The 13,221-nt window shown below is 70.5% G+C and carries 12 protein-coding genes and 1 pseudogene; 10 read left to right on the top strand and 3 right to left on the bottom strand.

Features of this window, described 5'->3' with window-relative positions:
- Positions 1-141: 141 nt before the first annotated feature.
- On the bottom strand, positions 142-2,544 hold the full coding sequence (locus tag BLT82_RS35280; RefSeq protein WP_093662386.1) for an ATP-binding cassette domain-containing protein: 2,403 nt from the start codon (positions 2,542-2,544) through the stop codon (positions 142-144).
- Positions 2,545-2,801: 257 nt separating this feature from the next.
- A complete protein-coding gene (locus BLT82_RS35275; RefSeq protein ID WP_093662384.1) occupies positions 2,802-3,212 on the bottom strand; it encodes a VOC family protein in 411 nt (136 codons plus the stop codon).
- 129 nt (positions 3,213-3,341) lie between these two features.
- On the opposite strand from BLT82_RS35275, the pseudogene BLT82_RS38930 reads away from it, so the two are divergent.
- From BLT82_RS38930 to BLT82_RS35260, 3 genes and pseudogenes are all read left to right on the top strand, one after another.
- Positions 3,342-3,772: pseudogene (locus BLT82_RS38930) on the top strand (MmyB family transcriptional regulator).
- A 106-nt stretch (positions 3,773-3,878) separates the two neighbouring features.
- Entirely contained in the window at positions 3,879-4,352 is a 474-nt protein-coding gene (locus BLT82_RS35265; protein ID WP_093662380.1) for a carboxymuconolactone decarboxylase family protein, read from the top strand.
- A gap of 196 nt (positions 4,353-4,548) precedes the next feature.
- Complete coding sequence (locus tag BLT82_RS35260; RefSeq protein ID WP_093662378.1) at positions 4,549-4,773, top strand: hypothetical protein; 225 nt, start codon at positions 4,549-4,551, stop codon at positions 4,771-4,773.
- Here BLT82_RS35260 and BLT82_RS35255 read toward each other — a convergent pair.
- Complete coding sequence (locus BLT82_RS35255) at positions 4,737-5,723, bottom strand: aldo/keto reductase (RefSeq protein ID WP_093662376.1); 987 nt, start codon at positions 5,721-5,723, stop codon at positions 4,737-4,739. The two genes, BLT82_RS35260 and BLT82_RS35255, sit on opposite strands and share 37 nt — an antisense overlap.
- Positions 5,724-6,012: 289 nt before the next feature.
- On the opposite strand from BLT82_RS35255, the gene BLT82_RS35250 reads away from it, so the two are divergent.
- From BLT82_RS35250 to BLT82_RS35220, 7 genes are all read left to right on the top strand, one after another.
- Positions 6,013-6,909: an RNA polymerase sigma-70 factor gene (locus tag BLT82_RS35250; protein ID WP_093662374.1), complete on the top strand. Its 897-nt coding sequence runs from the start codon at positions 6,013-6,015 to the stop codon at positions 6,907-6,909.
- Between the two features lie 154 nt (positions 6,910-7,063).
- Positions 7,064-7,561: an Ohr family peroxiredoxin gene (locus BLT82_RS35245; RefSeq protein ID WP_093662372.1), complete on the top strand. Its 498-nt coding sequence runs from the start codon at positions 7,064-7,066 to the stop codon at positions 7,559-7,561.
- 129 nt (positions 7,562-7,690) lie between these two features.
- Positions 7,691-8,923 carry an NAD(P)/FAD-dependent oxidoreductase gene (locus BLT82_RS35240; RefSeq protein WP_093662370.1) on the top strand — a complete coding sequence of 411 codons (1,233 nt, stop codon included), beginning with the start codon at positions 7,691-7,693 and terminating at the stop codon, positions 8,921-8,923.
- Between the two features lie 157 nt (positions 8,924-9,080).
- Positions 9,081-10,811: an L-aspartate oxidase gene (locus BLT82_RS35235; RefSeq protein WP_093662368.1), complete on the top strand. Its 1,731-nt coding sequence runs from the start codon at positions 9,081-9,083 to the stop codon at positions 10,809-10,811.
- Between the two features lie 169 nt (positions 10,812-10,980).
- Positions 10,981-11,727, top strand: coding sequence for an SDR family oxidoreductase (locus BLT82_RS35230; RefSeq protein ID WP_093662366.1), 747 nt, complete (start codon positions 10,981-10,983; stop codon positions 11,725-11,727).
- Between the two features lie 130 nt (positions 11,728-11,857).
- Positions 11,858-12,457, top strand: coding sequence for a YceI family protein (locus BLT82_RS35225; RefSeq protein ID WP_093662364.1), 600 nt, complete (start codon positions 11,858-11,860; stop codon positions 12,455-12,457).
- A gap of 549 nt (positions 12,458-13,006) precedes the next feature.
- The coding region (locus BLT82_RS35220; RefSeq protein WP_208867986.1) for a transposase at positions 13,007-13,221 on the top strand (215 nt) is incomplete at its 3' end.

Raw genomic sequence — 13,221 nt, 5'->3', positions numbered from 1 at the left:
CGCGTCGGCTCCGCCGCGTTCCGAGTCCGATGGGTTGCCGGCGGGGTATCCGCCTCGACGTGCGAGGGTCCCGGGACGCGGCCGCGTCCCGGGACCCTCGCACGTCTGCCGTGGCGGTGAATTGCCGCACGAGTCGCCCGGTCAGGTGCCGACGTACTCCGCGAGGTGCTCACCGGTGAGGGTCGAACGGGCGGCGACGAGCTCGGCGGGGGTGCCCTCGAAGACGACGCGGCCGCCGTCGTGACCGGCGCCGGGACCGAGGTCGATGATCCAGTCGGCATGCGCCATGACCGCCTGGTGGTGCTCGATGACGATGACCGACTTGCCGGAGTCGACGAGCCGGTCGAGCAGCCCGAGCAACTGCTGGACGTCGGCGAGGTGGAGGCCGGTCGTCGGCTCGTCGAGGACGTAGACGCCGCCCTTGTCGCCCATGTGGGTGGCCAGCTTGAGCCGCTGCCGCTCGCCGCCGGAGAGCGTGGTGAGCGGCTGGCCGAGGCTGAGGTAGCCGAGGCCGACCTCGGCGAGCCGCTCGAGGATCTTGTGCGCGGCCGGCGTGCGCGCCTCGCCCGCGCCGAAGAACTCCTCCGCCTCGGTCACCGACATCGCGAGCACCTCGCTGATGTCGCGGCCGCCGAGGTGGTATTCCAGCACCGAGGGCTGGAACCGCTTCCCCTCGCAGTCCTCGCAGGTGGTGGCGACTCCGGCCATCATCGCCAGGTCGGTGTAGATCACGCCGGCGCCGTTGCAGGTGGGGCAGGCTCCCTCGGAGTTGGCGCTGAACAGGGCCGGCTTCACGCCGTTGGCCTTGGCGAACGCCTTGCGGATCGGATCGAGCAGCCCGGTGTACGTCGCCGGGTTGCTCCGCCGGGAGCCGCGGATCGGACTCTGGTCGACCGACACCACGCCCTCCGCCCCCGCCTGCCGGGGCAGCGACCCGTGCACGAGCGAGCTCTTGCCGGAACCGGCGACACCGGTGACGACGGTGAGTACTCCGAGGGGTACGTCGACGTCGACATCCTGCAGGTTGTTGGCCGTCGCACCGCGGATCCGCAGCGCTCCGGTGGATGTGCGCACCGTCTCCTTGAGGGTGGCCCGGTCGTCCAGGTGGCGACCGGTGACGGTGTCGCCGGCCCGCAGCCCCTCGACCGTGCCCTCGAAGCAGACGGTGCCGCCCTCCGTGCCGGCGCCCGGGCCGAGGTCCACGACATGGTCGGCAATCGCGATCGTCTCCGGCTTGTGCTCCACGACGAGCACCGTGTTGCCCTTGTCCCGCAGCCGCAGCAGCAGGTCGTTCATCCGCCGGATGTCGTGCGGGTGGAGGCCGATGGTCGGCTCGTCGAAGACGTAGGTGACGTCGGTGAGCGAGGAGCCGAGGTGGCGGATCATCTTGACACGCTGTGCCTCGCCGCCGGACAGTGTGCCCGCGGGCCGGTCGAGCGAGAGGTATCCGAGGCCGATCTCCGTGAACGAGTCGAGGGTGCCCTGCAGCGCGGTGAGCAGCGGCGCGACCGACGGCTCGGCGAGTCCGCGTACCCACTCCGCGAGGTCGCGGATCTCCATCGCGCAGGCGTCGGCGATGCTGATCTTGCCGATCTTCGACGACCGGGCCCCCTCGCTGAGCCTGGTGCCGTCGCACTCGGGGCAGGTGGTGAAGGTGACCGCCCGCTCGACGAAGGCCCGGATGTGCGGCTGCATCGCCTCCTTGTCCTTGGACAGGAACGACTTCTGGATCTTCGGGATCAGGCCCTCGTAGGTGAGGTTGACGCCGTTGACCTTCACCTTGACCGGCTCGCGGTAGAGGAAGTCGTGCATCTCCTTCTTGGTGAACCTGCGGATCGGCTTGTGCGGGTCGAGGAATCCCGACTGGGCGTAGATCCCCACGGTCCAGACGTTGTCCGACTTCCAGCCGGGGATGGTGAACGCGCCCTCGGCGATCGACTTGGAGTCGTCGTAGAGCTGGGTGAGGTCGATGTCGGAGACCGTGCCGCGGCCCTCGCAGTGGTTGCACATGCCGCCGGTGCGCTCGTAGGTGGCCTTCTCCGCCTTGGTCCTGGCGCCCCGCTCGACGGTGATCGCACCGCTCGCCCGGACCGAGGCGACGTTGAAGGAGTAGGCACTCGGCGGACCGATGTGCGGCTTCCCGAGCCGGCTGAAGAGGATGCGGAGCATCGCGTTGGCGTCGGTGGCCGTGCCGACGGTGGAACGGGGGTCGCCGCCCATCCGCTGCTGGTCGACGGTGATCGCGGTGGTCAGACCGTCGAGGACGTCGACCTCGGGACGGGCCGCCGTGGGCATGAAGCCCTGCACGAAGGCGCTGTAGGTCTCGTTGATCATCCGCTGCGACTCGGCGGCGATCGTGTCGAACACCAGGGAGCTCTTGCCCGACCCGGAAACGCCCGTGAACACCGTCAGCCTGCGCTTCGGGATCTCGATGCTGACGTCCTTGAGGTTGTTCTCCCGCGCGCCGTGCACTCGGATCAGATCGTGGCTGTCGGCGGCGTGCGGCGCGGGCGACTGCGGGTTGTTCCTGGTGGCCTTGCTCATCGTCTCTCCATCTGTTGGGCGCCTTCGCGGTCGTTCGTCGGCGTCGCCCGGCTCCGGCGGACCGGCTTCGAGCAGTATGTCCGGTGGTGCCCCGCCGGTGCGGATCTTCGGCTCGCGACCAGGTGCGGCCCGGCCCCGGCGGGCGGTACGCGAACGGGGCGTGCGGATCGTTCGGTTCGTGGGGGTCGTGCGGGGCCCGGGGCCACGCGGGGCCCGGGTCACGCCGTGTGCGGGGCCCGGGCCGCGACAGCGGAACATCAGCGCAGTTCCCGGATGCGGATCAGATTGCCCGCGGGGTCGCGGACGGCGCATTCGCGCACACCGCACGGCTGCTCGGCGGGCTCCCGGGCGACCTCGGCGCCCCCGGCCCGCGCCCGGGCGAAGACGTCGTCGAGGTCGCCGGTGGACAGGAGGATGCGGGCGTAGGTGCCCTTTGCCATCATCTCGACGACGGTGCGGCGCTCGTCGCCGGTGACTCCCGGGTCCGGGGCCGGCGGCTCCAGGACGATGGACGTACCGGGCCGGCCGGGCGGGCCGACGGTGATCCGGCGCATCCCGTCGTGCCCGTCGTCGCCGCGGACCTCGAAGCCGAGGACGTCCCGGTAGAAGGCGAGGGCGGCCTCCGCGTCGTCATACGGGAGGAAGCTCGCGTGAATGCCGATGTCCATGGCGTCACGCTAGCCGCGGCTCGCCGCCGGGTGCTTCTCCATTCCTGATCGGTTCGCATCCTGCACCGTGCCGCCGCAGGTCGTCAGGGGAGCGGTGCGACGGGTGCCGTCCCCGCGCGCGTCCGACCGGTGCCGCCGCCGGGAACCGGCCGTCGCGGTACCCGCGTGACGGCCTTCACCGGACCGAGCCGCAGCCTGCGCTTCCGCCGGTTCACCGATCCCGCCGCCCGGTCGGCCCACCCCGAGAGCGATCACGCCGTGCACAGCCGCCTCCTGGTCGCGGACCTCTACCGCGCGTACACCATCGACGGCGGTGACTCGCGCGCCGCGGAACTCGTCGGCGTACTGCGCACGGCCAGCCGGGAGTTCGCGGAGCTCCGGTCCGAGCACCCGGTGCTCGGGTCCCCATGCCCGCCGAAGCGCCTCCGGCACCCGCGGCTCGGCTGCTCGAACTCCACTGCCAGACGCTGGTCGACCCCGACCGCTCGCAGCGGCTCGTGGTGTTCACCGCGGTGCCGGGCAGCGAGAGCCACGCCGGGCTCCGGCTGCTCTCCGCGTGACCGACCGCCTGAACGGCGAGACGCAGGTCACACTCTTTGGTCTGTCACGTCTCGTCGCGCTGTCCGGTCAGCAGTGTGTATCTGCAACTCGGCCAGGAGGAAAGACATGGAAGCGCGTCTCGACTACTTCGGCAACGCCCTTGCGGGCAAGGTGCTGAGGCACCTCAACTCGGCGGGCAAGGCGGCCTCGGAAGCGGGTCTGCCGGTCGCCACCCAGGAGCTGGTGAAGATCCGCGCCAGCCAGATCAACGGCTGCGGTTTCTGCACCGACATGCACACCAAGGACGCCGCCGCCGCCGGGGAGACCCCGCTGCGCCTCAACCTGATCGCCGCCTGGCGGGAAGCCACGGTCTTCACCGACGCCGAGCGCTCAGCCCTGGAACTGGCGGAACAGGGCACCCGGATCGCCGACGCGGCCGGTGGTGTCACCGACGAGGCCTGGGCGAACGCGGCCAAGCACTACGACGAGGACCAGCTCGTCGCCCTGATGTCGCTCATCGCCGTCATCAACGCGTACAACCGCATCAACGTGATCAACCAGCAGCCCGCCGGCAGCTACCGGCCCGGCCAGTTCGGCTGACCTGGACCCGGCGCCCGCCGGACACGTACGTCCGTCTCCTTGTCGCCCCGGCCTACCGGCGGGGAGACGGACCCCCGGCCTCGGCCGGTTCAGCCGCAGGCGGGGGACATCACCATCCCTGCGCGCATCGCGCGATGTCCGCGCATGCGCGGACCGCCCCAACGGAGATGCGCGCCAGGAGCGTGGGCGCATCCCGGTGGGACGGCTCGGCGAACCCGAGGACGTCGCGGACCGGATCCTGCGCATCGCCGAACCGCAGGGCACGCACCTCACCGGCCAGATCCCTGCCGTCGACGGCGTTCTCGAACTCGTCTGGTCCTGCGGGAAGTCGCTCGAGAGGGAGCGGCCCGGACCCGGGATGCCGGGTCCGGGCCGCTCCGTCGTTCAGCGGTTCGTCGACGCCAGCTGTTGCGCCGTGTAGCGCGCGCCGCTGACGGATTCCGTCGCGACCGCCCTTTCCAGGGAAGCCAGTTCGTCCGCGGTCAGCACGATCTCGGCGGCCTCGGCGTTCTCGGCGAGGAAGGCGCGCCGTTTGGTTCCCGGGATGGGGACGGCGCCGCGGGCGGCCACCCACGCCAGCGCGATCTGCGCGGGCGTCGCTCCGCGCGCCTCGGCGATGGTTCGCACATCGTCGACCAGGGACAGGTTGGCCGCGATGTTCTCCGCAGAGAAGCGGGGAAGCGAGCGGCGTTCGTCGTCCGGGGCGATGTCGTCGACGCTGCGGATGGCGCCCGAGAGGAAGCCCCGTCCCATCGGCGAGTAGGCCACCAGGCCGATGCCCAGTTCGTCCAGGGTGTCCTTGATGCCGTTGTCGAGCAGATCGCGGCTGAAGAGGGACATCTCCGACTGGATCGCGGTCAGCGGATGCACCTGGTGGGCCCGCCGGATCGTCTCTGCGGAGACTTCCGAGAGACCGACGTAGCGGATCTTCCCGGCCGCCACGAGCTCCGCCATTCCCGCCATCGTCTCCTCGACGGGGGTGTGCGGGTCGAGCCGGTGCATGTAGTAGAGGTCGATGACGTCGGTGTCCAGGTGGCGAAGTGAGCGCTCGACGGCCCGGCGGATGTGTTCCGGCCTGCCGTCGAGCGGGCCGGGCCGCCCGTCGTCCGAGAAGTCGAGGCCGAACTTGGTCGCCAGCACGATCTCGTCCCTGCGGTGGCCGAGGGCGCGGGCGATGAGCCGTTCGTTCTCGAACGGGCCGTACGACTCCGCCGTGTCGAACAGGTTGATGCCGAGGTCCACCGCCTGATTGAGAATGGCGACGGACTCCTTCTCGTCCCCGCTCGCTCCGTACGCGCCGCTCATGCCCATGGCACCGAAACCCTGCGCGGACACCGTCAGCCCTTGGCCACCCAGTTCGATCTTCTTCACTTCTTCTCCCACCGGTTCCGGGACGCACACCCATCCCCCGCGGGGATGACCGGGCAGGGCCCGGATCTGTGACAGGTACGGCGGGACGGCTCCGCCCGCGTGCTCCGGGCGCACCCGTCGCCGTCCGGCGGTGAGCGCCCGGGTGCGTGCAGGCAGCGGTGGGCTGCTGTGGATGCACAACGAGTGACAGCGTTCTCCGATGTTGTGATCCGTGTGACCACCCACTGCCCGGAGCAGGCCTCCGTGGCGGCTTGTAGCATGGTTGGCCTCGGGTCCGGAAGGGACAGCCATGCACGCTGGGGACGACACCGACCCCCTTGACCAGGCAACGAGGGACTTTCTCGCCGCACGCCCGCAGCTCTTCGGCATCGCGTACCGCGTGCTCGGCAGCGCCGCGGAGGCCGAGGACATCGTTCAGGAGGCGTGGATGCGGTGGCAGAAGGCCGACCGCACGGACGTCATCGAACCGGCGGCCTTCCTGGCCACGATCACCACGCGCCTGGCCATCAACGCCGCCCAGTCCGCCCGGGTGCGGCGCGAGTCGTACGTGGGGCCGTGGCTTCCCGAACCGATCGACACGAGCCAGGACCCCCAGGTGGGGGCGGAGCGGGCCGAGGCGGTCGAACTGGCGGTGCTCTTCCTCCTGGAGAAGCTGAACCCCGTGGAACGGGCCGCCTACGTCCTGAGGGAAGCGTTCGACTACCCCTACAAGCAGGTGGCGGACGTCCTGGAGACGAGCGAGGCGAACACCCGCCAGCTGGTGAGCCGTGCGCGCAAGCACCTGGCCGCCGAGCGCAGGGAGCCCGTCAGCACGGCCGACCACCGGCGTCTGCTGGAGGTGTTCCTCAACGCCGCGCAGACGGGCGATCTGACCACGCTCGAGGACGTTCTCGCGGCGGACGTGGTCAGCTACGCCGACGGCGGAGGGGTGCGCAGGGCGTCGCGGGTCCCGGTCGTCGGACGTACGCACGTCTCCAAGTACCTCGTGGCCTTCGCACCGCGGTTCTGGACCGGAGCGGACGTTCGCTGGGTCGAGGCCAACGGGTTCCCGGCCGTGCTCGTCACGACCGACGGAGACCCTCTCGCGCTGCTGTCCGTCGAGGTGTCGGCGGAGGGTATCGAGCGGATCCTGTGGGTGATGAACCCGGCCAAGCTGTCGCCCTACGTGGCGTCGCTGGACGGCTGAGCGCCGCGCACGGCTCCCGGGTGTCACAAGGGGGGCGCCTCGTCTGTCATCCAGTCATCCGGAACCGGGATCGCACAGACCTGAAGGGCAGACCGATGAAGATTGTCATGCGCGGCGCCGTGGGCGCCGGCCGCGACGATGCCGGAGTCACGCCGTGAACGAGCCGATCCCGCTGCCCGGTCTGTCCACCGGCAGGGACTACGCCGGGGCGTCCTTCTCCCCCATCTACACGACGACCGTGACCCTCAGCGGCGGTGAGGCCGGGCACGGGCGGGCCTCCGGGAGGGCGCGGTCGGCGGACGGGGCCCTGGACATCAGCCTGCGCATGCCCGCCGAGCTCGGCGGGGACGGGTCGGGGACCAACCCCGAGCAGCTGTTCGCCGCCGGGTTCGCGGCCTGCTACCACGGAGCCCTCAGCCTCGTGGCGCGACAGGCCGCGCTCGATCCGACCGGCATCTCGCTGGAGACGACCGTGGCGTTCGGGCGCGATCCGAGGGACGGCGGGTACGTCCTGCACGTCGACCTGGTGGTGAAGTGGCCGGGCGTGTCCCCGGACGTCGCCAATCCGCTGCTCGAGGAGGCCGACGCGCTGTGCCCGTACGCGAAGATGGCCTGGCGGGGAACCCCGACGACCATCACGTTCGCCCCGTAGGGCGGGACGCCGCGCCGGCGCGTCCCAATGACTGAACAGCCGGTTTGTCACAGGATGCGCCATCCCACGGTCTGTTAGACAACTCTCACAGACGACTCGAAGCATGTGACATCCGAGACGAGGAACATCGTGTCCCCTGACAACAATTTCGTCATCGTCGGAGGCGGACTGGCAGCGGGCAAGGCCGCCGAGGCCCTGCGGGAGCACGGCCACCGCGGCCCGCTCGTGATCATCGCCGACGAACGGGAACGCCCCTACATCCGGCCGCCGCTCTCCAAGGGCTATCTGCTGGGCAAGGAGGAGCGCGACTCCATCTTCGTGCACTCCGAGGAGTGGTACGCCGAGAACGGTGTCGACCTGCTGCTGGGCACGAGCGCGACGGCCGTCGACGTACGCGCCAAGGAGGTGGAACTCGAGGGCGGGCGCCGGGTGCCCTACGCCAAGCTGCTGCTCGCGACCGGTTCGTCCCCGCGCCGGTTGGCCATTCCCGGGGCCGATCTCGACAACGTCCTGTATCTGCGTCGTGTGGAGGACAGCGAACGGCTCAAGGCGGCCTTCACCAAGGGCGCGAGGATCGTCGTGATCGGCGGCGGATGGATCGGTCTCGAGACAGCCGCGGCCGCCCGCACGGCCGGCGCCGAGGTGACCGTGCTCGAGCACTCCGAGCTGCCGCTGCTGAAGGTGCTCGGGCGCGAGGCGGCAGAGGTGTTCGCCGGCCTCCACCAGGACCACGGTGTGGACCTGCGGCCCCGGGCGCAGGTCGAGAGCATCACCGGGACCGACGGCCGCGCGGACGGGGTGCGCCTCGCCGACGGCACCCGGCTGGACGCGGACGCCGTGGTCGTGGGCATCGGCATCACGCCCAACGTCCGGCTCGCCCAGGAGGCCGGCCTCGAGGTGCGGGACGGCATCGTCACCGACGAGCACCTGCGGACCTCGGTGGCCGACATCTACGCGGCGGGCGACGTCGCCAACGCGTACCACCCGCGTCTCGGCCGGCATCTCCGTGTCGAGCACTGGGCCAACGCCCTGAACCAGCCGCTCACGGCAGCGCGGAGCATGCTCGGCCAGGACGCCGTGTACGAGCGGCTGCCGTACTTCTACACGGACCAGTACGACCTCGGCATGGAGTACACCGGGTACGCGGAACCGGGCGGCTACGACCGCGTCGTCTTCCGCGGGGATGTCGCCGGACGGCAGTTCATCGCATTCTGGATGTCGAAGAACCGCGTCCTCGCGGGGATGAGCGTCAACGTGTGGGACGTCATCGATCCGATCCGTTCCCTGATCCAGTCCGGGGCGCGGATCGACGACGCCCGGCTCTCCGACCCCGGCGTGCCCCTCGACAGCCTCGTCGCCTGACGCTCGGGCACTCTCGCGCTCAGGTGAGGGGTGACGGCGTCACGGACGGTCGCCACCCCTCACCTCCGCGTCCCGCCGGGGTGCCGGCGGGCGGAGGTGTCACAAACGGGCGGGCGGGCCGGTCTTTCCAGTGACGGCCTCAACGATCGGAGCAAACATGGCTGCCACCGAACGACGACACTCCACCATGGTGCTGGTGATCGGTACCGGCGGAGCCGGCCTGCGGGCGGCGATCGAGCTGGCCGAGGCCGGCGTCGACGTCCTCGCGGTCGGCAAGCGCCCCAAGGAGGACGCCCACACCGCCCTGGCCGCCGGAGGGATCAACGCCTCCCTGGCCACCATGGACCCCGAGGACAGCTGGCAGCAGCACGCCGCCGACACCCTCAAGGAGAGCTACCTCCTCGGCGACCCCGTCACCACCCGGATCGTCACCGAGGGCGCCGCCCGGGGCATCGACGACCTCGAACGGTACGGCATGAACTTCGCCAGGGAGGGTGACGGCCGCATCTCCCAGCGCTTCTTCGGCGCGCACAAGTACCGCCGCACCGCCTTCGCCGGCGACTACACCGGCCTGGAGATCCAGCGCACCCTCATCCGGCGCGCCAACCAGCTGGACATCCCCGTCCTCGACAGCCTCTACATCACCCGGCTGCTGGTCCACGACGGGACCGTGTTCGGCGCCTACGGCTTCGACCTCACCGACGGGTCCCGCCACCTCATCCACGCCGACGCCGTCATCCTCGCCGCGGGCGGCCACACCCGCATCTGGCGGCGCACCTCGTCCCGGCGCGACGAGAACACGGGCGACTCCTTCCGCCTCGCCGTCGACGCCGGCGCCCGCCTGCGCGATCCGGAGCTGGTCCAGTTCCACCCCTCCGGCATCATCGAACCCGAGAACGCCGCCGGCACCCTCGTCAGCGAAGCCGCCCGCGGCGAGGGCGGCATCCTGCGCAACGCCCTCGGCGAACGGTTCATGACCCGCTACGACCCCGAGCGCATGGAGCTCTCCACCCGCGACCGGGTCGCCCTGGCGTCCTACACCGAGATCAAGCAGGGCCGCGGCACGCCCGACGGCGCCGTCTGGCTCGACGTCTCCCACCTCCCCCGGCAGACGATCATGAACCGGCTGCCCCGCGTGTACCAGACCCTCCTCGACCTGCAGATGCTGGACATCACCCGCGACCCCATCAAGGTCGCGCCCACCGCCCACTACTCCATGGGCGGCGTCTGGGTCCGCCCCGAGGACCACAGCACCGACGTCCCCGGCCTCTACGCCATCGGCGAGGCGTCCAGCGGACTCCACGGCGCCAACCGCCTCGGCGGCAACAGCCTCATCGAGCTCCTCGTCTACGGCCGCATCACCGCGCAGGCCGCCGCCGCCCACTCCGCGTCCCTCGCGTCCCACCCCCGCTCCACGACGGCGGTGGACGAGGCGCGCGCGGAGATCGACGACCTCCTCGCCAACGACGGTCCCGAGAACGTCCGCGCACTGCAGCGCGCCATCCGCAACACCATGACCGAACACGCCGGCGTCGTACGGGACGAGGAAGGACTGCGCACCGGGCTCGACGAACTCGCGGCCATCGAGAAGCGCATGGAGCACATGGGCGTGCACCCCGACATCGCGGGCTACCAGGACCTCGCACACGCCTTCGACCTCAAGTCGGCCGCCCTCGCCGCCCGGGCCACCCTCGAAGCCGCGCTCGAACGCCGTGAGACCCGGGGCTGCCACAACCGCAGCGACTACCCCGACACGAACCCCGCCCTCCAGGTCAACCTCGTCTGGTCCCCCACCACCGGCATCACCCACGAAAGCATCCCCGCGATCCCCGACGAGATCGCCGCACTCATGGAAGACGTCTCCACCGAAGGAAAGCTCGCCGAATGACGCGGGGGGCTTTCCCGCCGGGAAGATCCTCCGAATCCCCTGAGTGTTCTGTCACGAATCGGGTCACGTTTCTGTCTTTCCTGGGTGCAGACAACATTGACCGGTGCCGGCCGGCAGCCCGTCCCCGATTGCCCGCCGCACATGATGAACCTCCGAGAGGATCCCAATCATGAAGGTCGTAGTGATCGGCGGAACCGGCCTCATCGGCTCGAAACTGGTCGGCAAGCTCAAGGAACACGGCCACGAAGCGGTGCCGGCCGCGCCGGACACGGGTGTCAACACCCTGACCGGTGAGGGCCTGGCCGAGGTTCTGCGGGATGCCTCGGTCGTCGCCGACGTCTCCAACTCCCCTTCGTTCGCGGACGACGCCGTCATGGAGTTCTTCCGCACCTCGACCACCAACCTCCTCAACGCGGAGGCCGAGGCCGGTGTGACCCACCACGTCGCCCTCTCCGTGGTCGGCACCGAGCGGCTGCAGCAAAGCGGCTACTTCCGTGCCAAGCAGGCGCAGGAGGAGCTGATCAAGGCGTCCGGGATCCCGTACTCCATCGTCCACGCCACGCAGTTCTTCGAGTTCATGAACGGCATCACGGACGCGGCGACCGACGGCGACACGGTGCGGCTGGCTCCCGTCGGGATCCAGCCCGTCCACTCCGACGACGTGGCCGCCCAGGTGGGGCGCACCGCCGTCGGCGCGCCCGTCAACGGGGTGGTGGAGGTCGCCGGCCCCGACAGGTACCAGCTGGACGACCTCATCCGCGAGGGCCTCGCGGCCAGGAACGACCCCCGCACGGTCGCGGCGGACCCGCACGCGACGTACTTCGGCGCCGAGCTGGCGGAGGACACCCTCCTGCCCGGGCCCGACGCGCACCTCGGTGAGACCCGTTTCACCGACTGGCTCGCGCAGCAGCAGTAGATCCCGTGGAGTGGTCCCTGCCCGGCAGGGGCCACCCGGTCTCCGGCCGGACCGGGCCGAGGCGTACGCCGCCCGCCGTGCCGGGTTCCCGCACCATTTCGACACCACAGCACGAAGGAAGCGTCTCGCCATGCTCAGGAGCCGCAAGCAGGACACCGTTCCCAGCGCCCAGCCGTACGAAGGAGTGACCGGTGTCTACGTCCTCGATCCGGTCAACAGCATGGTCGGCTTCTCCGTCCGGCATGCCATGGTGTCGAACGTCCGGGGGGAGTTCGGCACCTTCGAAGGGCTCCTCAAACTCGACGGGGCGCACCCCTCCCGGTCCGAGGCCTACCTGAGCGTCCAGACCGGGAGCCTGGACACGGGCGTACAGGGCCGGGACGCGCACCTCACGGGCCCGGACTTCTTCGACTCGTCGACGTTCCCCCTGATGACCTTCCGGTCCGCCGCGGTCGTCCCGGCCGAGGACGGCACGTTCCGGCTGGCGGGGCACCTCAGGATCAAGGACATCGAGCTGCCCATCGGGATCGACGTCGAGTTCGGCGGTGCCCGCAGGGACGCCTACGGACAGCACCGCATCGGCTTCGAAGGCACGACCACCCTGCAACGCTCCGACCGGGGACTCACCTGGAACTCGACACTGACGACGGGGGGCGTTCTCATCAGCGACAAGGTGACGCTGATCCTCGACATCTCGGCGGTACAGCCGGACTCGGCGGCCGCGGCCTGACCTCCCGGCGCCCGTGGGTGCCGCGGCCGGACGCCCTTCGGGGCGTCCGGCAGCGGACCGCACCTCCACGGCAGACGTCCCCGCGGCCCTCGTCGGGCGACGGGGGACGTGTCGACGCGGCGTGCCGGATCCGGCATCCGGCGGTCCCGTCCCTGCTCGGCGACGGTCACGGCGGCGGCCGCCCTTGGCGTGCTCGGCCGGGCGGCCATCGCCTCGCGTCGTTCCCCCGCTCTTTGTTCCCCCGCTCGTTCGCTCTTTGTTCCCCCGCTCGTTCCGGAATGCGTTTCCCGCTGATTCCGGAACATCCGCGCTCATTCCGGAAACAGCAGGGTGCTTCCCCCGCGCCGGCTGACGGCACGTCGCTCACGTTCGGTCGTGCCGCCCCATATTCCGTCCACCGGACCTCTCCGCAGGGGGTTGCGTCCTGGGAAGTGGTGTACGGGTTCGACCTGATCCGGGGGTTTGCTCCGGCATCGGGATGGCGCCCGCATAGACGAACGGCCACCGGCTGATCTTCGAAGTGTCGAAGCCTCGAAGGAGATCAGCACGATGACCGCACCAGACAGTCTGCCCCTGCACGCCCTCGCCGAGGACAACCTCGCCTCGGCGAGTCCCGATCTGCTGCGCGCGATGGTGAAGACGTTCGCCGATGCGCTCATGTCGGCGGAGGCCGACGCCCTCTGCAACGCGGAGTACGGGCAGGTCAGCGAGGAACGCGTCAACCATCGCAACGGCTATCGCCCGCGCGAGTGGGACACCCGCGC

This window comes from Streptomyces wuyuanensis (assembly GCF_900103455.1).
GTDB lineage: Bacteria > Actinomycetota > Actinomycetes > Streptomycetales > Streptomycetaceae > Streptomyces > Streptomyces wuyuanensis.
The sequence above is the reverse complement of the archived record's forward strand: the minus strand, read 5'-3'. Positions and strand labels throughout refer to the sequence as shown.

Bases quoted from the DNA above. Each gene is read 5' to 3' on its own strand.
- BLT82_RS35275 (WP_093662384.1), bottom strand. From the start codon at position 3,212: ATGGACATCGGCATTCACGCGAGCTTCCTCCCGTATGACGACGCGGAG.
- BLT82_RS35225 (WP_093662364.1), top strand. From the start codon at position 11,858: ATGCTCAGGAGCCGCAAGCAGGACACCGTTCCCAGCGCCCAGCCGTAC.
- BLT82_RS35250 (WP_093662374.1), top strand. From the start codon at position 6,013: ATGCACGCTGGGGACGACACCGACCCCCTTGACCAGGCAACGAGGGAC.
- BLT82_RS35230 (WP_093662366.1), top strand. From the start codon at position 10,981: ATGAAGGTCGTAGTGATCGGCGGAACCGGCCTCATCGGCTCGAAACTG.
- BLT82_RS35280 (WP_093662386.1), bottom strand. From the start codon at position 2,544: ATGAGCAAGGCCACCAGGAACAACCCGCAGTCGCCCGCGCCGCACGCC.
- BLT82_RS35235 (WP_093662368.1), top strand. From the start codon at position 9,081: ATGGCTGCCACCGAACGACGACACTCCACCATGGTGCTGGTGATCGGT.
- BLT82_RS35265 (WP_093662380.1), top strand. From the start codon at position 3,879: ATGGAAGCGCGTCTCGACTACTTCGGCAACGCCCTTGCGGGCAAGGTG.